Source organism: Bacillus sp. EB106-07-01-XG149 (genome assembly GCF_058791555.1).
On the sequence record NZ_JBYTDP010000003.1, the window covers coordinates 453,256 to 476,135 of the forward strand.

The 22,880-nt window shown below is 36.4% G+C and carries 26 protein-coding genes, 2 riboswitches and 1 other annotated feature; of the genes, 22 read left to right on the forward strand and 4 right to left on the reverse strand.

What is annotated here, in order from left to right:
- The first annotated feature begins 6 nt into the window (after positions 1 to 6).
- The 10 genes from hisD (at position 7) to AC3WTA_RS14705 (ending at position 6,986) form a co-directional block, all read left to right on the forward strand.
- A complete protein-coding gene (gene hisD / locus AC3WTA_RS14660) occupies positions 7 to 1,296 on the forward strand; it encodes a histidinol dehydrogenase (protein ID WP_000406988.1) in 1,290 nt (429 codons plus the stop codon).
- Complete coding sequence (gene hisB / locus AC3WTA_RS14665; protein ID WP_001206365.1) at positions 1,296 to 1,880, forward strand: imidazoleglycerol-phosphate dehydratase HisB; 585 nt, start codon at positions 1,296 to 1,298, stop codon at positions 1,878 to 1,880. The genes hisD and hisB overlap by 1 nt, the downstream gene beginning before the upstream one ends.
- Positions 1,881 to 2,510 (forward strand): imidazole glycerol phosphate synthase subunit HisH, encoded by a 630-nt coding sequence (gene hisH, locus AC3WTA_RS14670; RefSeq protein ID WP_000560364.1) that lies wholly within the window; start codon positions 1,881 to 1,883, stop codon positions 2,508 to 2,510. It begins immediately after the preceding gene.
- Positions 2,483 to 3,202: a 1-(5-phosphoribosyl)-5-[(5-phosphoribosylamino)methylideneamino]imidazole-4-carboxamide isomerase gene (gene hisA / locus AC3WTA_RS14675; protein WP_000402306.1), complete on the forward strand. Its 720-nt coding sequence runs from the start codon at positions 2,483 to 2,485 to the stop codon at positions 3,200 to 3,202. The genes hisH and hisA overlap by 28 nt, the downstream gene beginning before the upstream one ends.
- Positions 3,196 to 3,954, forward strand: a complete 759-nt coding sequence (gene hisF / locus AC3WTA_RS14680; protein ID WP_000880102.1) for an imidazoleglycerol phosphate synthase cyclase subunit — start codon at positions 3,196 to 3,198, stop codon at positions 3,952 to 3,954. Before hisA ends, hisF begins: the two co-directional genes overlap by 7 nt.
- The gene (gene hisI, locus AC3WTA_RS14685; protein WP_048561390.1) at positions 3,951 to 4,256 is read left to right on the forward strand and encodes a phosphoribosyl-AMP cyclohydrolase; all 306 of its coding nucleotides are present in this window, start codon (positions 3,951 to 3,953) and stop codon (positions 4,254 to 4,256) included. Before hisF ends, hisI (AC3WTA_RS14685) begins: the two co-directional genes overlap by 4 nt.
- A gap of 10 nt (positions 4,257 to 4,266) precedes the next feature.
- On the forward strand, positions 4,267 to 4,590 hold the full coding sequence (hisI, locus tag AC3WTA_RS14690) for a phosphoribosyl-ATP pyrophosphatase (protein ID WP_000426349.1): 324 nt from the start codon (positions 4,267 to 4,269) through the stop codon (positions 4,588 to 4,590).
- Positions 4,591 to 4,603: 13 nt separating this feature from the next.
- Positions 4,604 to 5,623 (forward strand): histidinol phosphate phosphatase domain-containing protein, encoded by a 1,020-nt coding sequence (locus tag AC3WTA_RS14695; protein WP_000861829.1) that lies wholly within the window; start codon positions 4,604 to 4,606, stop codon positions 5,621 to 5,623.
- A 67-nt stretch (positions 5,624 to 5,690) separates the two neighbouring features.
- Complete coding sequence (locus AC3WTA_RS14700; protein WP_001118876.1) at positions 5,691 to 5,867, forward strand: DUF4025 domain-containing protein; 177 nt, start codon at positions 5,691 to 5,693, stop codon at positions 5,865 to 5,867.
- Positions 5,868 to 6,014: 147 nt separating this feature from the next.
- Positions 6,015 to 6,986, forward strand: coding sequence for an NAD(P)-dependent oxidoreductase (locus tag AC3WTA_RS14705; RefSeq protein ID WP_001062816.1), 972 nt, complete (start codon positions 6,015 to 6,017; stop codon positions 6,984 to 6,986).
- A gap of 68 nt (positions 6,987 to 7,054) precedes the next feature.
- Here the strand turns inward: AC3WTA_RS14705 and pssA are convergent, their stop codons facing one another.
- On the reverse strand, positions 7,055 to 7,756 hold the full coding sequence (gene pssA, locus AC3WTA_RS14710) for a CDP-diacylglycerol--serine O-phosphatidyltransferase (protein WP_000285422.1): 702 nt from the start codon (positions 7,754 to 7,756) through the stop codon (positions 7,055 to 7,057).
- A 182-nt stretch (positions 7,757 to 7,938) separates the two neighbouring features.
- Positions 7,939 to 9,825: an LTA synthase family protein gene (locus AC3WTA_RS14715; RefSeq protein ID WP_000941721.1), complete on the reverse strand. Its 1,887-nt coding sequence runs from the start codon at positions 9,823 to 9,825 to the stop codon at positions 7,939 to 7,941.
- Between the two features lie 254 nt (positions 9,826 to 10,079).
- Between AC3WTA_RS14715 and AC3WTA_RS14720 the strand changes: the two genes are divergently transcribed.
- The 12 genes from AC3WTA_RS14720 (at position 10,080) to AC3WTA_RS14775 (ending at position 21,241) form a co-directional block, all read left to right on the forward strand.
- A complete protein-coding gene (locus AC3WTA_RS14720; protein ID WP_001228833.1) occupies positions 10,080 to 10,475 on the forward strand; it encodes a DUF3888 domain-containing protein in 396 nt (131 codons plus the stop codon).
- 89 nt (positions 10,476 to 10,564) lie between these two features.
- A riboswitch (Lysine riboswitch) is annotated at positions 10,565 to 10,746 on the forward strand.
- Positions 10,747 to 10,926: 180 nt separating this feature from the next.
- Positions 10,927 to 12,243: a diaminopimelate decarboxylase gene (gene lysA, locus AC3WTA_RS14725; protein WP_000280665.1), complete on the forward strand. Its 1,317-nt coding sequence runs from the start codon at positions 10,927 to 10,929 to the stop codon at positions 12,241 to 12,243.
- A gap of 116 nt (positions 12,244 to 12,359) precedes the next feature.
- Positions 12,360 to 12,468, forward strand: a riboswitch (SAM riboswitch).
- A gap of 72 nt (positions 12,469 to 12,540) precedes the next feature.
- Positions 12,541 to 12,684 (forward strand): YezD family protein, encoded by a 144-nt coding sequence (locus AC3WTA_RS14730; protein WP_000116163.1) that lies wholly within the window; start codon positions 12,541 to 12,543, stop codon positions 12,682 to 12,684.
- Between the two features lie 86 nt (positions 12,685 to 12,770).
- Positions 12,771 to 13,475, forward strand: coding sequence for a phosphoadenylyl-sulfate reductase (locus AC3WTA_RS14735; RefSeq protein WP_000959000.1), 705 nt, complete (start codon positions 12,771 to 12,773; stop codon positions 13,473 to 13,475).
- Between the two features lie 38 nt (positions 13,476 to 13,513).
- Complete coding sequence (sat, locus tag AC3WTA_RS14740; protein ID WP_000027823.1) at positions 13,514 to 14,650, forward strand: sulfate adenylyltransferase; 1,137 nt, start codon at positions 13,514 to 13,516, stop codon at positions 14,648 to 14,650.
- Between the two features lie 12 nt (positions 14,651 to 14,662).
- Positions 14,663 to 15,274, forward strand: a complete 612-nt coding sequence (gene cysC / locus AC3WTA_RS14745; protein ID WP_000380517.1) for an adenylyl-sulfate kinase — start codon at positions 14,663 to 14,665, stop codon at positions 15,272 to 15,274.
- A 146-nt stretch (positions 15,275 to 15,420) separates the two neighbouring features.
- Positions 15,421 to 17,043, forward strand: a complete 1,623-nt coding sequence (locus AC3WTA_RS14750) for a nitrite/sulfite reductase (protein WP_070168576.1) — start codon at positions 15,421 to 15,423, stop codon at positions 17,041 to 17,043.
- 10 nt (positions 17,044 to 17,053) lie between these two features.
- The gene (locus AC3WTA_RS14755; protein ID WP_000366917.1) at positions 17,054 to 17,254 is read left to right on the forward strand and encodes a DUF3906 family protein; all 201 of its coding nucleotides are present in this window, start codon (positions 17,054 to 17,056) and stop codon (positions 17,252 to 17,254) included.
- Between the two features lie 85 nt (positions 17,255 to 17,339).
- Entirely contained in the window at positions 17,340 to 18,116 is a 777-nt protein-coding gene (cobA, locus tag AC3WTA_RS14760; protein WP_000521275.1) for a uroporphyrinogen-III C-methyltransferase, read from the forward strand.
- 1 nt (position 18,117) lies between these two features.
- Entirely contained in the window at positions 18,118 to 18,873 is a 756-nt protein-coding gene (locus AC3WTA_RS14765; RefSeq protein WP_000644371.1) for a sirohydrochlorin chelatase, read from the forward strand.
- Positions 18,848 to 19,465, forward strand: a complete 618-nt coding sequence (locus tag AC3WTA_RS14770) for an NAD(P)-binding protein (protein WP_000283334.1) — start codon at positions 18,848 to 18,850, stop codon at positions 19,463 to 19,465. The genes AC3WTA_RS14765 and AC3WTA_RS14770 overlap by 26 nt, the downstream gene beginning before the upstream one ends.
- Before the next feature lie 61 nt (positions 19,466 to 19,526).
- Positions 19,527 to 19,774, forward strand: a binding site (T-box leader).
- 111 nt (positions 19,775 to 19,885) lie between these two features.
- Positions 19,886 to 21,241, forward strand: coding sequence for a sodium-dependent transporter (locus AC3WTA_RS14775; RefSeq protein WP_141542155.1), 1,356 nt, complete (start codon positions 19,886 to 19,888; stop codon positions 21,239 to 21,241).
- Between the two features lie 30 nt (positions 21,242 to 21,271).
- On the opposite strand, the gene AC3WTA_RS14780 is transcribed toward AC3WTA_RS14775, so the two are convergent.
- Together AC3WTA_RS14780 and AC3WTA_RS14785 are read right to left on the reverse strand one after the other, a co-directional pair.
- Positions 21,272 to 21,433 (reverse strand): hypothetical protein, encoded by a 162-nt coding sequence (locus tag AC3WTA_RS14780; RefSeq protein ID WP_001096003.1) that lies wholly within the window; start codon positions 21,431 to 21,433, stop codon positions 21,272 to 21,274.
- Positions 21,434 to 21,535: 102 nt separating this feature from the next.
- Positions 21,536 to 22,807 (reverse strand): murein hydrolase activator EnvC family protein, encoded by a 1,272-nt coding sequence (locus tag AC3WTA_RS14785; RefSeq protein WP_000726100.1) that lies wholly within the window; start codon positions 22,805 to 22,807, stop codon positions 21,536 to 21,538.
- Positions 22,808 to 22,880 lie beyond the last annotated feature (73 nt).

Consider the following 22,880-nt stretch of genomic DNA (forward strand, 5'->3'; position numbering starts at 1 on the left):
CTTGTAATGGAGATTGTTTGTGAAGATTTTCAAAAGGCGTTATCGAAAATAAAATTGCTACGAGAAAACGCTAATATAATAGAAGAAACTGTTCAAAGAAGTGTAAGCGAAATTGTTCGTAATGTAAGGGAGAGTAGGGATGAGGCTCTATCTTTTTATACAAAAAAGTTTGATGGTGTGGAGATTAAAGAGTTTCGTGTAAGTGAAGAAGAAATAAAACGAGCGGGTATGTTTGTAGAGAATTCATTTTTAGAAGCGTTACAAGAGGCGAAGAAAAACATTATTTCATATCACGAAAAGCAAAAAAGGCAATCCATATTCGATTGTGCGAGTAATGGCATCATTAGAGGACAAATTATTCGGCCGTTAGAAAATGTAGGAGTATATGTGCCAGGGGGAACTGCTTCGTATCCTTCGTCAGTATTAATGAATGTATTGCCAGCAAAACTTGCTGGTGTGAAAAAGATTGTAATGGTAACACCGCCGAGAGAAGGAGGAATTGATCCACATATTTTAGTTGCTGCAAGCCTTGCAGGAGTAGATGAAATTTATACGATAGGTGGTGCGCAAGCAATTGCTGCTTTAGCATATGGGACGGAATCGATTCCAAAAGTGGATAAAATAGTTGGACCAGGAAATTTGTATGTCGCTCTGGCGAAACGAGAAGTATACGGAATAGTAAATATCGATATGATTGCTGGACCGTCAGAAATTGTAGTTATTGCTGATGAAACCGGTAATGCAAAATATATCGCTGCTGATTTATTATCGCAAGCAGAACATGACGAGAGAGCAACAGCAATTTGTATTACAACGAATATAGAGTTAGCAAAAGAAGTAGAAAGAGAGATAGAAAGACAGTTAGAAACATTACCAAGAAGCGAAATTGCACGTGAATCGATAAATAGAAATGGAGCTATCTTTATCGTTCCTTCTTTAGATGAGGCGCTACAATTATCGAATGAAATCGCTCCAGAACATTTAGAGTTACATATAAAAGAACCGATGAATGCTCTAGCTTATGTGAAACATGCAGGATCTATCTTTCTTGGTCCATATGCACCGGAACCTCTCGGTGATTATTTAGCAGGACCGAATCACGTGTTACCGACAAGTGGAACGGCAAGGTTTTTCTCACCGTTATCAGTCGATGATTTCGTGAAAAAATCAAGCTTTCTGTCTTATACGGAGGACGCGTTAAGAGATGTACAACATCATATTGTAGAACTTGCCAATAAAGAAGGGTTACATGCGCATGCGAGAGCAATTCAAATAAGATTTGAGGAGGAAGAATAATGCGTGAGTGCAGTCAAATACGTGAAACGACAGAAACAAAAATCAAATTAAGTTTGCAGCTTGATGAAGGCAAGAACGTTTCTGTACAAACGGGAGTTGGATTTTTTGATCATATGCTAACTTTATTTGCAAGGCATGGAAGATTCGGTTTACAAGTGGAGGCGGAAGGCGATGTATTCGTTGATGCGCATCATACAGTTGAAGATGTTGGAATTGTACTCGGAAATTGTTTGAAAGAAGCATTGCAAAATAAAGAGGGGATTAACCGTTATGGCTCCGCATATGTACCGATGGATGAATCTTTAGGTTTTGTCGCAATTGATATTAGCGGGCGCTCATATATTGTATTTCAAGGAGAATTAACGAATCCGAAGCTAGGGGATTTTGATACAGAACTAACAGAAGAATTTTTTAGAGCAGTTGCTCATGCTGCCAATATTACATTACACGCTCGCATTTTATACGGAAGCAATACACATCACAAAGTTGAAGCGTTATTTAAAGCGTTTGGTAGAGCGCTTAGAGAAGCAGTCGAAAGAAATGCCAGCATTACTGGTGTAAATTCCACGAAAGGGATGTTGTAATTGATTGCTATTATAGATTATGGAATGGGAAATATTCGCAGTGTGGAACAAGCATTACAATATATTGGAGCAGAGTACATCGTAACGGGTGATAAAGAAAAGATTTTTAGAAGTGATGGAGTAATCTTACCAGGAGTAGGTGCATTTCCGAAAGCGATGGATGTATTGGAAGAAAAAAATTTAGTGCGTGTGTTAAAAGAAGTCGGGAGTTCAGGAAAACCGCTTCTGGGCATTTGCCTAGGGATGCAGCTTTTATTTGAAAAAAGTGAGGAACTACAAGACTGTAACGGATTAAGTTTATTGCCAGGTGTTATTCGAAAGTTAAAGGTTCCTTATAAAATTCCACATATGGGATGGAATGAGTTAAAGAAAGAGGGAGAAATAGCACTTTGGAATGGAGTAGAGGACGGTTCTTTCGTATATTATGTTCACTCTTATTATGCAGATTGTCCAAATGAAATTGTGTATGGGATAAGTGAATATGGAGTGAAAGTACCTGGTTTTGTAGCAAAAGGAAATATATACGGCGCACAGTTTCATCCTGAAAAAAGCGGTGACATTGGAATGCAAATGTTGAAAAATTTCAAAGGGGTGGTAGAGGCATGGAAATCTTCCCAGCTATCGATTTAAAAGAGGGGCGATGCGTTAGACTTTATCAAGGAGAGTTTAGTAAAGAAACAGTAATGAATGAAGATCCGGTTGCGCAAGCGATTATATTCGAAAAATTGGGAGCGAAAAAGTTGCACATTGTTGATTTAGATGGCGCAATTGCTGGTGAGTCAGTAAATTTGCTCGTTATTGAAAGGATTTGTAAGGCAGTACGTATTCCTGTGCAAGTTGGAGGCGGAATTCGATCACTTGTAACGGTAGAGAAGTTATTGTCAGTAGGTGTAGATAAAGTGATTTTAGGAACAGCTGCTCTTTATGATAAGGAATTTTTAGAAGAAGCGGTTCTTCTATATAAAGAGAAAATCATTGTTGGAATTGATGCGAAAAATGGTTTCGTAGCAACGAGAGGTTGGCTTGATGTGTCTGAAATTTCTTACATTTATTTAGCAAAGCAAATGGAGAATGTAGGTGTTCAAACGATTGTGTTTACAGACATTTCTAAAGACGGGACACTTGCAGGGCCGAATTTAGAGCAATTGGAGTTACTACAAAAAAGCGTGAGCATTCGTCTTATTGCTTCTGGAGGAGTGGCATCTATTCAAGATGTGAAAAAATTAAATGATATGAATATATACGGCGTCATAATTGGTAAGGCTCTTTATGAGAAAACGATTGATTTAGAAGAAGTGTTAGAGGTAACAAAGTTATGTTAGCGAAACGCATTATTCCATGTCTAGATGTAAAAGAGGGCCGAGTCGTAAAGGGTGTAAATTTTATAGGGTTACAAGACGTTGGTGATCCTGTTGAAATAGCCGCTTTATATAATGAGGCGGGAGCAGATGAAATTGTATTTTTAGATATTACGGCAACGCATGAAGGACGAAAAACAATTATAGATGTTGTAGAAAAAACAGCTTCGAAAGTATTTATTCCTCTTACAGTTGGCGGGGGGATTTCAAGTGTTAAAGATATGTACAATTTACTAAGAGCTGGAGCGGATAAAGTTTCAATCAACTCAGCGGCAGTGCGAAATCCAAAGCTAATTGAAGAAGGGGCAGAACACTTTGGCTCACAATGTATTGTCGTAGCAATTGATGCTAGAAAAGTAGCAGAAGAAAAGTGGAATGTTTATGTGAACGGCGGAAGAGTTGATACGGGGATGGATGCAATCGGGTGGGCAAAACGCGTTGCGGAGCTAGGAGCAGGCGAAATTTTGTTAACGAGTATGGATGCAGATGGAACGAAAAACGGGTATGATCTTCGTTTAACAGAAGAAATTTCAAAAAGCGTTTCCGTACCAGTCATCGCGTCAGGCGGATGTGGTCATGTTGATCACATTATAGAAGTTTTTCAAAAGACAACAGTTGATGCAGCACTTGCGGCATCCATCTTTCATTATGGTGAGGCGACAGTGCAGGACGTAAAGAGAAAATTAAGAAATGAAAATGTTGAGGTGCGGTTATGAAACCTAACTTTTCAAAAGGATTATTACCAGCGGTTGTAATTGAAGAAGGGACAAAAGAAGTTTTAATGCTAGCTTATATGAATGAAGAAGCATATGAAAAAACGCTAGAAACGAAAAGAACATGGTTTTATTCTCGTTCAAGACAATCGTTATGGAATAAAGGAGAAACATCAGGAAATGTCCAATATGTGCAATCTCTTTATTTAGATTGTGATCAAGATTCAATTGTTGTTGTCGTAAAGCAAGTGGGACCTGCTTGTCATACAGGAGAAAAAACATGTTTTCACTACCAAATTATATAGGGGGATACATATGGAAAATGCCTTTAAATTACTCTTTGAAACAATTGAAGAACGAAAGGGAAATCCACTTCCTGAATCGTATACAAATTATTTATTTTCAAAAGGAGAAGATAAAATTTTAAAGAAAATTGGTGAAGAATGCACGGAAGTAATTATCGCATCTAAAAATAATGACAAAGAAGAATTAGTGAAAGAAATGGTTGATGTATTGTATCACTGCTTTGTTTTATTAGCTGAAAAAAATATATCATTAGAAGATGTTATGGAGGAAGTGACAGAAAGAAATGGGAAGCTTTCGCGAGTGGGGGACAGAAGTGAAATAGATACATTATAAGGGGGAAATGTAGATGAAGGTGGATTATCACATTCATTTAGAAGAAGGGCCATATTCAATAGGATGGCTAGCTAAAATAAATGAAGTGTTACAACATTATGAACCACTTAAAGAAGAAAAATATTCTATGGAATGGCTTGTGAAAACACAAGAACGCCTGCAAAGACGTGTGAAAGAAGGGCCATTTACAACGAAATGGATTGATTTATATTTAGAAGAAGCTTTGCGAAAAGGTATAAAAGAAGTTGGTATTGTCGATCATTTATACCGTTTTTATGAAGCGAAAGAATACTATGAAAGATATGTCGATATTAGTGATTCGAGGCTTGGTCGTTTACAGAAGGAATGGTTAGACCAAGTAAGGGTAACATCACTACATGATTTTACAAAGGCAATTGAAGAGGCGAAAGAACGGTGGAGTAAAAGAGGTGTTACGCTTAAACTTGGAATTGAAGCGGATTATTTTATTGGTGGTGAACAAGAATTACAATCTTTACTCGCATTAGGAGATTTTGATTATGTAATTGGTTCTGTTCATTTTTTAAATGGCTGGGGATTTGATAATCCAGATACGAAAGAATATTTTAAGGAACATGACTTATATGCTTTATATGATACGTTTTTCAAAACGGTTGAGTGTGCAGTTCGCTCTAATTTATTTGATATTATAGCTCATCTTGATAACATAAAAGTATTTAATTATCGGTTAGATGAAAATGAACAACTTTCTTATTATAAGGAAATTGCGCGTGTGTTAGTAGAAACAAATACGGCAACGGAAATAAATGCAGGATTGTACTATCGCTATCCTGTACGCGAAATGTGTCCGAGTCCGCTATATTTACAAGTATTAGCTAAGCATGGCGTTCCGGTTACTCTCTCCTCAGATGCTCATTATCCGAGTGATTTAGGAAAATATGTGGCAGAGAATATAAAGACGTTACGTAATCATGATATTTCTCACATAGCTACATTTACGAAACGAGTAAGAACGATGAGATTACTGGAAGAAGAAGTAACAATTTCAAAATGATCACGATTTTTTGATGAAAACCACCCTTTTTGTTCAAAATAAGAAAGAATAAAAAGGAGGGTAAGAAATGGCGAAACAACAAAATAAACAAAATGTACAAGATTTACAAGGTGCACAGCAACAAGCTTATACTTCTGAAACGAATGCTACATCTCAATCAGTTATTGAGGAACAAATTAGCGATACAGTTGCAGAAGGAACGATCGATGCAAAGCTTGGACAAGAATCGCAAGAGAAAGCGTAAGAAAAGGGGAGAGATGGATCTCCTCTTTTCTTATGGGTAAAAAATGTCGATTTTCAAAACTATGATCAAATTCCTTGGTTTTTATAGGTGGATTTCTTACAATGAAAGATAAGAGATATCTTATTTTTTATAGAAGAGGTGTTAGTAGTGGCAAAAATATTAGTAGCAGGGAAAATTCCAGCAATCGGATTAGAACTATTAAAGGATCATGATGTAGAAATGTACGATAAAGATGCGTTAATTTCTTTAGATGAATTAACAGATCGTGTAAAAGATAAAGATGCATTGTTAAGTCTACTTTCTACAAAGGTGACAAAAGAAGTTATTGATGCGGCACCTAATTTGAAGATTGTTGCAAACTACGGTGCTGGTTACGATAATATTGATTACTCGTATGCCGGAGAAAAAGGGATTGCGGTAACGAATACACCGAAAGTATCAACTGAAGCGACAGCAGAATTAACATTTGCACTTCTTTTAGCAGCTGCACGTAGAATTCCTGAAGGTGATACATTATGTCGTACAACTGGATTTAATGGATGGGCACCATTATTTTTCTTAGGCCGTGAAGTACATGGTAAAACAATTGGAATTATTGGCCTTGGAGAAATCGGCAAGGCAGTTGCAAAGCGTGCGAAAGCGTTTGGAATGAATGTTTTATATACAGGACCAAATCGAAAGCCTGAAGCTGAAAGTGAACTGGAAGCAACATATGTAACATTGGAAGAATTATTACAAACAGCAGACTTTATTACAATTAATTGTGCTTATAATCCGAAATTGCATCATATGATTGATGATGAACAGTTTAAAATGATGAAGAAAACAGCGTATATTGTAAATGCTTCACGTGGACCAATTATGAATGAAGCGGCACTTGCTCATGCATTAAAAACGAATGAAATTGAAGGAGCAGCTCTTGACGTATTTGAATTTGAACCGAAAATTACAGAAGAGCTAAAAGGATTAAAGAATGTAGTACTTGCTCCTCACGTAGGGAACGCAACGTTCGAAACGCGTGATGCGATGGCTGAAATGGCAGTAAGAAATATTTTAGCCGTATTAAACGGTGAAGAGCCAGTAACACCTGTAAATCAAAAGGTATTGGTTACAAAATAAAGTGAAGCTTTAATGAGAGTGGGCTTTTACGGCATAAAAAGAAACCTTCCGGAATCGGAAGGTTTTTCTTATTTTTCTTTATTTGCTCTTTTAGATGGTCTTTGTCTAAGAAATTGAGATAGCATATACAAAATATATAGTGGAATGGCAATGAATAAGAAAACAGAAAAATTACCGAACCCTGTTTGGTACATTGTTATAATGATTCCAACTAAAAATAGTGTAATAATGATGCTATATCGTGGAATTGGTACATCTTTTAAACTTGGGATACGAATACGGCTCACCATTAAAAATGCGAACGTTACAAATACTGTAATAAGAACGATTTTTGGAATGGTATGTGAAAATAATGTTAAGAAAGCAACAAGCCCTCCGGCTGCTGTAATCGGTACGCCAGTGAAATATTTCATTGAAGTAGAAGATGGTGTTACATTAAATCGTGCTAAACGGTATGCTCCGAAAAGAGGGAATAGTCCCGCTATGTATAGTCCGATGATTCCGTAATTGGAGAAAGATGTGTAATACATGAGAACAGCAGGTGCTGCACCAAATGTTACGACATCCGCCAGCGAGTCAAGTTCTTTTCCCATTTGTGAATCAACACGTAATAAACGAGCAACACGTCCATCAAGACTATCTAACATCATCCCGATAAGTACTAAAATAGCAGCTGATTTATAATATCCTAAAGATGCATAGCCGATAGATAAGAATCCACTATATAAATTTCCGAGCGTAAATAAGTTTGGAATAGCTGCTCTATACAAAATCTGATCCCTTGCTTTCTGTAATAAATTCTTAATTAGTTTATGAAATTTTACTTATTTTATCATACCATAAATTTCTTCCTCATACGAAAAAAATTCCCAATTTGTGAAAGATTTCATAGCGGAATGATTTGAAAAATAAGTAAAAAAAGAAGCAACTTTTATAAAAGTTGCTTCTGGCGCTATTCAAATTTCGTTGTCATTGTTCCGGTTTTATAACGATTGTTAGGGTCGAAACGTAATAAGTCTCCATAAATGAGTTTGTCGGAGAGTTTCAATTCAGTTTTTGCTTTTTCAATATTTGGTTGACATAATGAAATATCCGCTTCTTCACCTGTATTTCGTTTATAGCACATGTTTTTTGTATAAACATAGTTTTCCGAAACGAAGCTACCATCACGCATTACCATAAGTGGATCTTCTTCTTTAATAAATAGGTCAGTTCCAAATTCAACTGATTGATTTGTTTTAATACCAAGTAAATGAAGTAGTGTTGGTTTAATATCAATTTGACCAGATACTTTAGAAATGACTTTTCCTTCTTGACCAGGTACATGAATAATGAGAGGGACGCGTTGTAATTGCATAGAATCAAACGGTGTAATAGCGTCTTTCCCAAGGAACTGAGCCATAGCTGTGTTATGGTTTTCAGAAATACCATAATGATCTCCATAAATGACAATAACGGAATTATCATACAGTCCTTCGTCTTTTAATTGTTTAATAAATAATTTCAGAGATTCATCCGTGTAACGAACGGTTGGGAAGTAGCGGTTTACAACACCACTTTCCGAATTAAACTCATCAACATATTGATCTTCTGGATTTAAAAGAAATGGAAAATGGTTTGTTAAAGTAATAAATTTTGTATAGAACGGTTGTGGTAAAGATTTTAGCTTTGGAATCGATTGTTCAAAGAACTCTTTATCTTTTAATCCCCAACCGACAGACATTTGTTCTGTGCCTACGTAATCATTTAAATTAAAGTAACGATCATATCCAAGTGCAGGATACATTACATCACGATTCCAAAACGTTTTATCGTTGGAATGGAAGACAGCAGAAGAATATCCGTATTTTTTTAATTGTTCTGGTGTAGCTGTATATTCATTTGTTGCGTGAGTAAAGAATACAGAACCGCGGTCTAACGGATAAAGTGAATTTTCAACGATAAATTCAGCATCAGAAGTTTTACCTTGTCCTGTTTGATGATAGAAGTTATCGAAATAAAAACTATCTTTAATAAGTTCATTTAAAAATGGAGTAATTTCTTTTCCATTTATTTTTTTATTAATAACAAAACTTTGTGTAGATTCCATTGAAATCAAAATTACATTTTTACCTTTTGCAGCTCCAAATAAGTTTTTATCAACTTGCTTATCTTTTGAGTCTGTATAGTTTTTAATTTCAGAGAACCCGTCACCACTTGCAAATACACGTTCAGCTGAAGATTTAGATTGAAGTGTAATATCAAATAGATGATATGTGTATAAACCTAAATTTTTCACGACAGTTTGACGATCAAATGAGCGTGAGAACATTTGTGGTTTATAAATAACTGAAACAACAATTTGTAGTGCTAATAAAGCTGTTACACCGCTAAAGAAAGTTCGCTTCTCAGTGCGAGAAAGCGGCGTCTTGTCACAAAATGCTGGGAATTTACGCGAAAGAAACATTAAAATAATCGCATCTGCAAATAAAAGTAATGTTTTGTACGTAAAGAGTTCTTTTATACTTGTCCCTAAGTCAGCCATATTATTTGTTTGGAATAAAACTGGGAACGTAACGAAATCGTTATAAAACCCATAAAACATTGCATTTCCAAATAAAATAAAGGACAGTATAAAACTGATTCCAATTATAATGCGGTTTCGGTGCTTAGATGCAAGTAAAGCAAAACCGAAAAATAAAAGTAACGCAGCTAGCGGATTAATAAAAAGCATAAATTCTTCAAAGAAATTATCAATTTTAATATCAAATGCTAGCTTGTACACAATATATGTTTTTATCCATAATAAAACGACTGCAACGAGTGCAAATCGCAGTTTTGGAAACAGACGTTGTAGCATAATATACTCCTCTCCTAAAAAGCATGACAGTTCTTGTGAGCCGGTTTGGTTAGCGCCTCATTTTATATATACGAACAGTCCTTTGTTATTATGTTTATTATACTATGAGTATCATTATACGAAAATAAAAGAGAGTTGTGGGCTTTTTTATAATAATTGAGTAGAAAAAGGGCAGTGGGAGACAATAAAACGGAGTTTCTATGTATGATAATTATCGTGCGCAGAAAGAATCGTGTAATAATACGGAGGTTATAATGCGAAAATTATTATATTTTATAGTATGCAGTAGTGTTATACTTTTTGCTTCACCGAGTGTGTCGGTAGCCCAATATGATGCACCTCTTATGGAAGATGCCCTTTATTCTGTTTTATTTCCGAAAATAAATAAAGCAATTGAAAAGCAATATGGGAGCTTGAAGCCTTATCAATGTCCTAAAATTATTAGTTTAAAAAAAGTGTATAGCGGTACATATTTATTTCAAGCAAGTATTGAAGTAACGAAGTATGAACGAGTTGCTGGGAAAATTGCTCCACCATTTGAGAAGGTAACGATTACATTTAATAATGAAGAAGGCGAATGGGAAGTGTCAAAGATTTCAGTAAAGCGCTTACCAAATGATACGAAATTAAACTGTAAAAAAACAATATAAAAAATTGTTTGACAAATAAAATGGTCCTTTGGTATTGTTAATAGCAACAATTAGATGTTTGAAAATTAAATAGACTTACCTCATCTACTCTCAAAGGTAGAGGCCGCGATAGGAAAGAGTAAGCTATGGGAGATTTAATGGAATCTGTGATCATAGGTTGAAAGGGACTATTGCCGAAATATAAGAATAACCATCTTATTCATATATTGGGACTACATTGAATAAATGTAGTACTGTCATAATATTTCTTTTATGGAGAGCTATTTGGAGATGTTGATGCGGTTTCTTATTTTGAGGAGATAACAACTCGTTTATTTTTTCAATATATATTTTTCCTAATAAGAAACGCGTGTGAACATTGTTCCGCGCGTTTTTTGTCTATCTAAAAGCGTGCTGCAATGAATAGAAGATTGGGGTTATGAGTTTTAGAGGAAATAAGGGAGGAATTCAAATGTATTTACACGGCACAAGCCGAATCAATGGGCAAGGACACTTAGAAATTGGAGGGTGCGATACGACGCAGCTAGCAAAACAATACGGAACACCACTTTATGTATACGATGAAGAGTCTATTCGAGGAAAGTGCCGCGCGTTTCATCGTGCGTTTAAAGAAAGTGGTTTCTCTTATCAAGTAGCATATGCAAGCAAGGCGTTCTTGTGCATGGAGATGTGCCGAGTAGCTCGTGAAGAGAATATGTCATTAGATGTTGTTTCTGGTGGGGAATTATATACTGCGCTTCAAGCGGGATTTCCAGCATCTCGTATTCATTTTCACGGCAATAATAAAACAGAAGAAGAAATCGTGATGGCTCTGCAGGCAAATATTGGTTGTTTTGTCGTAGATAATTTCTTAGAATTAGAAATTTTGCATGATTTAGCAGTGCAACATGGGCAATTTGTGAACATATTAATCCGTGTAACGCCTGGAGTAGAGGCGCACACACATGAATATATTACAACAGGTCAAGATGATTCGAAATTTGGGTTTGGAGTTTCAAATGGTCAAGCGATGCAAGCAATTGAGCTTGCTTTACAAAAATCAAATTATAATGTGTTAGGAATTCATTCACATATCGGATCGCAAATATTTGAAACGGCTGGATTTGTTCGAGCGATTGAAGTTCTTCATCAATTTTTAGAACAGGTGAGAGAACGCGCGAACTATGTAGTAAAAGTATTAAATGTAGGCGGAGGATTCGGAATACGCTACACAGAGTCAGATACGCCATTAACTCTTGAGACATATGTGCGAGCTGTAACAAGTGCAGTGAGGGAACAATTTACAGTATGTAATTATCCCTTGCCAGAAATATGGGTTGAACCAGGCCGTAGTATTGTAGGTGATGCTGGAACGACAATTTATACAGTCGGATCTGTGAAAGACATTCCTGGTATTCGGAAATATGTATCAGTGGATGGTGGGATGACTGATAATTTAAGACCTGCTTTATATAACGCTCGTTATGAAGCGATGTTAGCAAATCGAGGGAATGATGAGAATGAGGAACTTGTTTCGATTGCTGGGAAGTGCTGTGAGAGTGGAGATATGTTAATTTGGGATATTACTCTACCGAAAGTTGCTTCTGCCGATTTACTAGCAATTTCTTGTACAGGGGCATACGGGTACTCGATGGCGAATAATTATAATCGAATTCGTAGACCAGCTGTCGTCTTCGCGAAAGGCGGCACATCACAAATTGTTGTAGAACGCGAAACATATGAAAATATTATTGGGAACGATCGCATACGTATTAAAGAACTTGTTTAAATAGAGAAAAGGAGTTGTTCGGATGGGCAATTCCTTTTTTGTAAAATAAAATAATTAAAATATATCGGAAAACTAGGATTGAAAAAAATCAGAATTGTGATAAAATACAAATACAAAGCTTATCAAGAGAAGCGGAGGGAACTGGCCCGAAGAAGCTCGGCAACCTGCTTATAGAAAGCAAGGTGCTAAATCCAGCAAAATGGAATCCATTTTGAAAGATAAGGTAAAATATATTACCGAACAGTCTTTTCGAAATGGGAAAGATTTTTTTTATGAATAAAAAGGGGGGCTGTTCGCGTGAGTGTACGGGAACATTTTGAGGAAGTATCTGAGAAAATTCAAGCGATGCTTGCTGATATGAAATATGGTTCAATTACAATTGTTGTGCAAGATGGGAAAGTCATTCAATTAGAGAAAAGTGAAAAGGTACGTTTAAAGTAAAAAGCGCTGACTAGAAAAACTAGAGGCGGTTTTAACCTATTATATTAGGTTAAAACCGTCTTTTTGCTTTTACAGGGGGAAAAAACATGTTGACGTATGAAACGTGGGAAGAAAATAATGTTCCATTTTCAGAAGAAGATGAAACGAAAGGCGCGCTATCAGTATTAAGTTGGGCTTATAAAGAATATAAAAGTGAAATTGTATATGCATGTAGCTTCGGAGTGGAAGGGATGGTATTACTGCATCTTATAAACCAAGTAAATCCATCTGCTAAAGTTGTATTTTTAGATACAAATGTTCATTTTCGAGAAACGTATGAATTAATTCAAAAAGTGCGGGAACGATTTCCTTCATTAAATATTATAGAAAAACAGCCGGAACTTGCACTTGATGAACAAGCGAAGTTGCATGGTGAGAAATTATGGGAAAGTAATCCGAACCTTTGTTGTAAAATTAGAAAAATTTTACCGTTAGAAAAATCATTAGCAGCGGAAAAAGCGTGGATTTCGGGCTTAAGGAGGGAACAATCAGAAACACGTAAGCATACAAAGTTTATAAATCAAGATCATCGTTTTCAATCGATTAAAGTTTGTCCACTCATTCATTGGACGTGGAAAGAAGTGTGGCGATATGTATACAAACATAGCTTGCCGTATAATCCGCTGCATGATGTTGGATATCCAAGTATTGGTTGTGAGAAGTGTACGTTACCTGTAGGTGAGGGTGGAGATTCGAGAGATGGTAGGTGGTCTGGAAAAGTGAAAACAGAATGTGGTCTTCATTACCAATAAGATGAATTTGAAAATAAAGCTAAGAGAGGGTATAGAAAATGAGTATAAGAAACGAATTAGTAAACCGTATAGAGGAGACTTACGACGTATCGCAAATCGAAAAAGAAATTGAACTAGACAACATTGCGTTAAGTGATTTAGAGCTATTAGCGACAGGGGGATATAGCCCACTTACTGGTTTTTTAGGAAAGAAAGATTATGATTCGGTCGTAGAAACGCTTCGCTTAGCAAACGGGAGTGTATGGAGTATACCGATTACATTACCAGTAACAGAAGAAGTAGCAGAGAGTCTGAAAGCTGGAGAGGAAGTAAAACTTGTTAACGCTGAAAATGTATATGGTGTCATTCAAATAGAAGATATTTTTGTGCCTGACAAGGAAAAAGAAGCGTTACTTGTGTATAAAACGACGGATGAGGCTCATCCAGGAGTGAAAAAATTATATGAACGACCGAACTTTTATGTCGGGGGAGCTATTATTCTTACAAAACGCTTTGAAAATAATCCGTTTCCTTCTTATCATTTAGATCCAATTGAAACGAGAGAAGAATTTAAAAAGCGTGGTTGGAAAACAGTGGTTGGATTTCAAACGAGAAATCCGGTACATCGTGCCCATGAATACATTCAAAAATCTGCCCTGGAAATTGTAGATGGTCTCTTTTTAAATCCGCTCGTTGGGGAAACGAAGTCGGACGATATTCCTGCTGATGTAAGGATGGAAAGCTATGAAGTATTACTTCAAAACTATTATCCGAAAGATCGTGTCTTTTTAGGTGTATTTCCTGCAGCAATGCGTTACGCAGGACCGAGGGAAGCGATATTCCATGCATTAGTCAGAAAGAATTTTGGATGCACTCACTTTATCGTAGGGCGCGATCATGCAGGAGTAGGAGATTATTACGGGACTTATGAAGCACAAGAAATTTTTACAAACTTTACAGTGGAAGAGTTAGGGATTACACCGTTATTTTTTGAACATAGTTTTTACTGCACGAAATGTGAAGCGATGGCTTCGACGAAAACATGCCCACACGGAAAAGAGGATCATGTCATTTTATCAGGTACGAAAGTAAGAGAACTATTAAGAAACGGTGAGGTTCCGCCGAGTACATTTAGTCGTAAAGAAGTAGTGGAAGTGCTAATTAAAGGTTTGAAAAAAGAAGTAGTAACCGAATAGGGAGAGAATGACATGGATACGAATATTACTTGGCATACAGCATCTGTTTCAAAAGATGAGAGAAGAGTAAGAAATGGGCATCATAGTTTTGTAGTTTGGTTTACTGGTCTATCAGCTTCAGGTAAATCTACGGTGGCGAACGCGGTTGCTCGTAAACTATTTGAAAAGAATATTGGAAACTATGTACTAGATGGAGATAATGTACGCCACGGTTTAAATAAAGACTTAGGTTTTTCTGAAAGTGATCGTATGGAAAATATAAGACGGATTGGTGAAGTGGCGAAGCTATTTGTAGATCAAGGTACTGTTGTTCTTACAGCGTTTATTTCACCGTTTCGAGTAGACCGAAAACAAGTTAGAGATCTATTAGCGGCAGATGAGTTTATAGAAGTGTTTGTAAAATGTCCAATTGAAGAGTGTGAAAAACGTGATCCAAAAGGGTTATACAAAAAGGCAAGACAGGGTGATATTAAAGAGTTTACTGGTGTTGATTCACCGTATGAAGAGCCAGAGAAGGCAGAGTTAATTGTAGAAACGCACAAGTATTCTATTGAAGAATGTGCAGAACAAATCGTGAAGTACTTACAAGAGCGTGGTTTTACCCCGCTATTTGCCGGGCAGTAAAACTCCCATCTCGAAATTTGGCTAGGGCAAAGAAGTTAGGTGGGAGATGAACTGCCCGTAAATGCCCGATTGGTTCAACTAATAATCAGTGGGGGATGAACACTTCCCACTGATTAAAGTTTCACTTTATATAGGGGGATTAAAAAATGAGTTATGAAAAAGTATGGGCTAACAATGAAAAATTAAATCAGACTGAGAAAAATAAATTAAAAAAAGATGGATTGGAAATTTTTAATGATATTCCTTACTATGCGGAGAATGGATTCGAATCTATTCCGAAAGAAGAGTGGGACGCATTCAAATGGGCAGGGTTGTATTTACAACGTCCCAAAGAAGCTGGTTATTTTATGATGCGTGTAAATATTCCATCAGGGATTATTACGAACGCGCAGGCAGAAGTGCTTGCTTCTATCGCTGAAGATTATGGGCGTGACGTAATAGATATTACGACAAGACAGGCGATTCAGTTTCATTGGTTAGAAATTCATCAAATTCCAGATATTTTTAAAAGATTAGCAAGAGTTGGGTTATCTTCAGCTGGGGCTTGTGGTGATATAACGCGTAATATTACAGGGAATCCACTTGCTGGCATTGATGCAAATGAACTGTTTGATACAACTGGTATTGTGAAAGAGGTATATGACTATTTCCAACATAATGAAGAGTTTTCTAACTTACCACGTAAATTTAAAATGTCTATTAGTTCTAACATTTATAACTCAGCAAACGCAGAGATTAACTGTGTTGCATTTACACCTGCTACGAAAGAAATAGATGGCGAGAAAAAAGTTGGTTTTCATATAAAAGTAGGTGGTGGATTATCAGCTCGTCCATATTTAGCTGATGAATTAGATGTATTCGTTTTACCAGAAGAAGTGAAGGGGGTAGCGATTGCAATTGCTACGATATTCCGTGATTTTGGATACCGCGAAAAACGTCATTTAGCTCGTTTGAAATTTCTAGTTGCAGACTGGGGAGCAGAGAAATTTAAAGAGAAACTAATAGAGTATATAGGACCATTGCAAAGTAAAGGAGAAAGTGCTCTCAAAGGATGGAATGCGGGATACTTTTATGGTGTTCAAGATCAAAAACAAGATGGACTAAAATATGTAGGTTTTAATGTGCCGGTAGGACGTCTACATGCAGAAGAAATGTTTGAGATTGCAAGAATTGCTAAGCAGTATGGAAATGGACAGATTCGTACATGTAATTCGCAAAACTTCATTATTCCGAATGTTCCGCCAAAAAATGTAACAGGTTTACTAAATGAGCCGTTGTTTGAAGTGATATCAGCAAGTCCGAAATCATTTATTGGTCATGCGGTTTCTTGTACCGGTATTGAATATTGCAATCTTGCTTTAGTAGAAACGAAAGAAAGATTACGCAAAATCGCAGAGTACTTAGATACACAAATTGCACTCGATGTTCCAGTTCGTATTCATATGGTAGGATGCCCGAATTCATGTGGACAACGTCAAATTGCTGACATTGGATTACAAGGGGTGAAAATGAAAACGAAGGAAAAAGGAATTGTTGAAGCATTTGAAATATACGTAGGTGGAACGTTGTTAGATGGCGGTGCTTACAATCAAAAGTTAAAAGGGAAAATAGATGGCGAGGATCTACCTGAAGTACTTGCATCATTTATAAGTTATTTCAAAGAGAATAAATTACCAGCTGAAACGTTTTATGATTTTGTCGGTCGTGTTGGTATAGAGACATTACAAATAGCGTTAAATACCGTGTTAGAAGAAGTAATAGCGTCTTAGGAGGGACAATATGGATTTATATCGATTTGAAGCTGTGTTAGTAAATAGTATTGTTCCGATTGTTGTCGTTGCTCAAAGTGAAGAACAGGCATTTAAGCTTGCGGAGATGGAGCTTGAAAAGCATTTTTTACCGTTACCAGAAGTAAAGGAGATTTCCCTATTTGAAAAAAAGAAGATTCGAAAAGGTGCGGCATTTGTTATTCATGAGTAGGGAAAAGGTAATACGAAATAATGAAAACTTCCATTCGTATATAAGGATGGAAGTTTCACTTTAATAGTAGAAATGAGGAGAGATGATGGGGAAGGTTTATATCGTTGGTGCAGGTCCTGGTGATCCAGATTTAATTACTGTGAAAGGGTTGAAATGTATTGAGAAGGCAGACGTTATTTTATACGACCGTCTCGTGAATAAAGAGTTACTTTCATACGCAAAGCCTGAAGCAGATTTAATTTATTGCGGAAAACTACCAAATTATCACACGATGAAGCAAGAGACGATTAACACGTTTCTTATTAAATATGCGAAAAAGGGAAAAGTTGTAACGAGGCTTAAGGGCGGCGATCCATTTGTATTTGGTAGAGGAGGAGAAGAAGCTGAAGCGTTAGCAAAGCAAGGTGTACCATTTGAAATCGTTCCTGGTATTTCAGCTGGAATAGCTGCTCCTGCTTATGCTGGCATTCCAGTGACACATCGTGATGCAAGTGCAAGTTTTGCTATTGTGACAGGGCATAGGAAAGAAGGTGTTGAAGAAGAAGTGAAGTGGGAACATTTAGCGAAAGGTGTAGAGACTTTAGCTGTATATATGGGGGTTAGCAATTTACCCTACATATGTGAACAACTGATGAAGCATGGAAAAGACAAAAGTACATCTGCGGCTATTATTGAGCGGGGAACGACATCAATGCAGCGCACAGTTGTTGGGACGTTAGGAACAATTGTAGATGTTGCGAAAAAAGAACAAATTCAAAATCCGAGCATGATTGTAATTGGAGAAGTGGTCCGTTTTAGAGAAAAAATCCATTGGTTTGAGAAACAGACAGAAAGTACGTATCAAGTAAGCGGAGTGTTATAAAATGAAAGCCATCTTATATATATGTCATGGAAGTCGTTTGAAAGCAGCTAAAGAAGAAGCGGTTGCATTTATTACGTCATGCATGAACCGTGTAGAGGCAAGTATTCAAGAAGTTTGTTTTTTAGAGTTAGCGAGTCCAACGATTGATGAAGGGTTCCGTACATGTGTGAAGCGTGGTGCTACAGAGATTATTGTTATTCCAGTTTTTTTATTAGCGGCAGGTCATGTGAAAAAAGATATACCGTTTGAATTGGAAAAGTTAAATAATCAATTTTCGAATGTTAAAGTGACCTACGGTAACCCGTTTGGTGTATCAGAAACACTTGTTAAATCGGTGTATAGCGGAAGTGGCATTGAACAGGAAGATAAGGATGAAGTAACGCTACTTCTCGTTGCAAGAGGGAGTAGTGATCCTGACGTATTAAGAGATATAAACTGGATCGCTTCTTTATTTCAACATGAAGAGAAAATTAAAAAAGTAGAGGTTTGTTATTTAGCGGCTGCCGAGCCAAAATTTGAGGAGAAGTTAAAGGAAGTTGTTGAACGAAAAGAAAAGAATATCGTTGTATTGCCTTACTTATTATTTACAGGTTTACTTATGAAACATATTGAAAAAGAAGTGCGCCAATATGAGTCGGATGAGATAAAAATAAGTCCGTATTTAGGAAAAAATGAAGCGTTTCAATATATGTTAATTCAGAAAACGAAGAAATTATTGAAGGGAGATCAATATGTATCCACTTACAGTGCGAGTTGAGAAGAAACGTGTTGTTGTCATTGGTGGAGGAAAAGTCGCGGGATTTAAAATTATTCCTTTACTAAAACAAGGTGCGGATATAATTGTGATAAGTCCTGAATTGGATGCGAATTTAGTGAAACTAGTGGAAGAAAAGCAAATTCGTTGGTATCAAAGGGAGTATGAAAAAAGTGATATTCAAGGTGCTTTTTTAGTTGTTGCAGCGAGTAGTGATGCCGTATTAAATGAACAAATTGCTGAAGATAGCACAGAGAATCAATTAGTAAATGTTATTACGAACCCGGAAAGTGGCAATGTTCATTTTCCGGCGGCGATTCATCGTGGATTACTGAATGTGGCTGTTTCTACTGGAGGAGCAAGTCCGAAACTGGCAAAAAAAATCCGTGATGATATCGCAAATAAATATGATGAGGCGTATGAATCGTATCTTGATTTTTTATACGAAGTTAGAATAAAAGTGAAAGAATTACAAATAGAGAAAAGAGAGAGAAATACATTGTTGCAAGAAGTATTAAAGTCGATATATGTTCAAAATGAACAAAAAAGAAAATTGTTTTTACAAGAATTAGAGAGAAGAGTTCAAATAGGATAATGAATAAATTGTACTTTACAACTATAAAAATATAATTTATAATCACAAGTAACTTCAATAAATGAAATCGATGAGCAAGAAGAGTATGTATATTTGATACGTTCAGAGAGCTGGGGTAAGGTGGGAGCCCGGTACGATAAAATATACAGAATGGGCTTGCGAGAGGTATGTTGAACATTGTAGTAGGCAACCCGGGTTCCGCCGTTAAAAGGATAGAGTATCGGAGTTTTCCTGTACTTGAACAAGTGGGATTTATCAATCCAATTGAGGTGGTACCACGGTATTTACATTACATATATCGTCCTCTACATGCATATTTGCGTGTAGGGGACTTTTTTATTTTCTAAAGGAGGTGTGCGAGTATGAAATGAAAGTGTATAATAAGTAAAAGTTTAAATATTCAGAAAAGGAGAATTTATGATGAAAGAAACACAGCAATGGACGTCGAAAATAGGCTTTGTACTCGCAGCAGCCGGAGCCGCAGTAGGTCTTGGTGCCATATGGAAATTTCCATATGTTGCAGGTAATGGCGGGGGAGGCGCATTCTTCCTTGTATTTTTACTATTAACTTTATTTATAGGTATGCCTTTACTATTAGCGGAGTTTGTTATTGGACGTAGCACTCAAAAAGAGGCGGTTACAGCTTATAAAGTACTAGTACCAAATAGTAAAGTATATCCTTGGATTGGTCGTATGGGAGTTGTAACTTGTTTTAGTGTACTCTCTTTCTATAGTGTTGTAGGTGGATGGATTTTACTGTATTTATACTATAGTGTTACAGGAAGCTTCTGGAATGGTGTTGTTGATTATGGAAAATTATTTGGTGAAACGATTTCAAATCCAGTAAGTGCGATTGGAGCGCAATTTATCTTTATGCTTTGTACTATTTTTGTAGTAAGTAAAGGTGTAGAGAAGGGAATAGAAAAGGCAAGTAAGTATATGATGCCGCTATTATTTATTTTGTTTATTGCAATCATAGTTCGTGCTTTAACACTTGATGGTGCTTTTGCTGGGGTAGAGTTCTTCTTGAAACCAGATTTTTCAAAGCTGACAGCAGATACGATTTTATACGCGATGGGACAATCGTTCTTCTCACTAACAGTAGGTGCCTCAGTAATGGTCACGTATAGTTCGTACTTGAAGAAAGAAGAACATTTAGCTAAATCAGCAACATCTATTGTAAGTTTAACGGTTTTTGTTACAGTACTTGCAGGATTAGCAATTTTCCCGGCGATTTTCGCATTAGGCGTTAAGCCGACTGAAGGACCAGGACTACTGTTTATCGTCCTTCCGGCAGTATTTGCGAAAATACCATTGGGACAATTTTTCTTCATTATGTTTTTAGTTTTATTCTTCTTTGCAACGTTAACATCTGCTATTTCCATGCTTGAAATTGTAGTAGCATCTGTTGCGAAAGATAATGAGAAAAAGCGTCCGTCAGCATCATTATTAATTGGTATTCTTATTTTTGTAGTTGGAATCCCGTCAGCATTATCGTTTGGAATTATGAGTGATGTGAAAATATTTGGTAAGACATTCTTTGATTTCGTCGATTTTTCGGTAAGTAATGTATTGCTGCCACTCGGAGTACTAGCCATTTCGCTATTCGTACCAAATAAAATGAGTAAAGAGATGTTAATGAAAGAATTAGAAGTTACGGAAACGAAAGGGAAAACATTATTTAATATTTGGTTCTTCTTGCTTCGTTATGTTATTCCAGTAACTGTAATTATTGTATTTTTAAATGCGATAGGCGTATTTAAAATGTTTGCATAATAAAAAGACGGAGATTTCTCCGTCTTTTTATTATGTTGTAGGTGTATTTAATAAACGATTATATGCTTTATAGGCTGTGACGACTGCGATAAATGATCCGATTAAAAATAATGCTGAGCCGCCAAATGTAAATAGCCGGCCGATGTAAGTTTCTCTAGCCTCTTCTATTTTTTGTTGTAATTGTGTATTCATATGATTCACCCCGTAAAATATAGGCATTTAGTTGTAGTCTATTTGGAATGCCTATAGTGTGTGAAGGGTATAGAAAAAACTCGGTATGCACCGAGTTTTTTTCTATAATCCGATATAAGGAGATGGATCAACTGCATTTGTCTTGCCGACATTCCATTCTCCAAGGTGAAGTTCGAAGTGTAAATGTTGTCCGTATGATTGGCCAGTGTTCCCCATAAATCCAAGTTGAGTGCCTTGTTTTACGGTTTGTCCATTTGATACAGAACGGCTACTCATATGAGCATATACTGTCGTATATGTTTTTCCATTTATACGGTGAGATAAATACACAACGTTTCCGTAACTAGATGATAATTCCGAGCGGATAACAACGCCATCAGCAGCGGCAATAATTGGAACGGTTCCTGAAGCTGCGATATCGATTCCTTTATGGTTATCTATAGAGCGCACGCCAAACCCAGAAGTTTTTGATCCAGCTGCTGGCTTAATAAACCCGCCAATATTTGTATCGTGTGGTGTTGGAGCTGCTTGAGCTGTTTGAGCAGATGTAGTAGCTTGTTTACGAGCTTCTTCTGCCTTGCGAGCTTCTTCTGCTTTACGAGCCTCTTCGGCACGTTTTTCTTCTTCAATTGCTTTTTGAACAGCTTGACGCTGATTTTCTAAAATGCCTTTAGATTCTTCTAATCCTTCAATCTCTGAATCTACTTTTGCTACTTTCGTATGTAGATCGCTAATAAAGGTTTGCTGCTGTTGCTGATTCGTTTGCAACTCTTGTTGTTTTTGAACTAATTTCTGTTCGGATTCTTTTAATTGTTGCTCTTTTTTCTCAACAGCCTCTTTTTCAGTTGCTACAGCATTTTGGTCAGTTGTTTGCTTTTTCACAATATCTGTATCATTGTTTAAAATTAAACTTACAGAGTACATATTATCAACAAGATCAGCAATATTTGTAGAATTTGTTAATACCTCTGTAATGATATTTGTACGAGGTTTTTCTTGCATAGATTGTAAACGTTGCTTAATAACTTCCTGACGCGTATCTATGTTTGTTTGTAATTGCTCTATATGTTTCTTTTTTTCAGCGATTACTTGTTGTGTTTTACTAATTTCTTTTTTTGTATCGTTTAATTCAGCTTCGTTTTTATTAATAGAAGTAGTTAGGTCGTCGATTTTCTTTTGTAATTCTTGAATTTCCTTTTCTATTTGTTCTTTCTCGGCTGATTTATTTTGTAAGTCATTTTGTTTTCCTTCTAATTCAGATTGAATATTAGATAATTTATCTTGATTCGTTTCAGCGTATACGGGTGAAAGTAGTGGAGAAACAAAAATCGTTCCTGCTGCTAAAACACTAAACGCTGCAAATTTCTTTTTCATGGTTGTCTGGCTCCTTTCCCTATGAATGTTATATATCATAAGAAGAAGAGTGTCTATCGTTGTAACCATAATG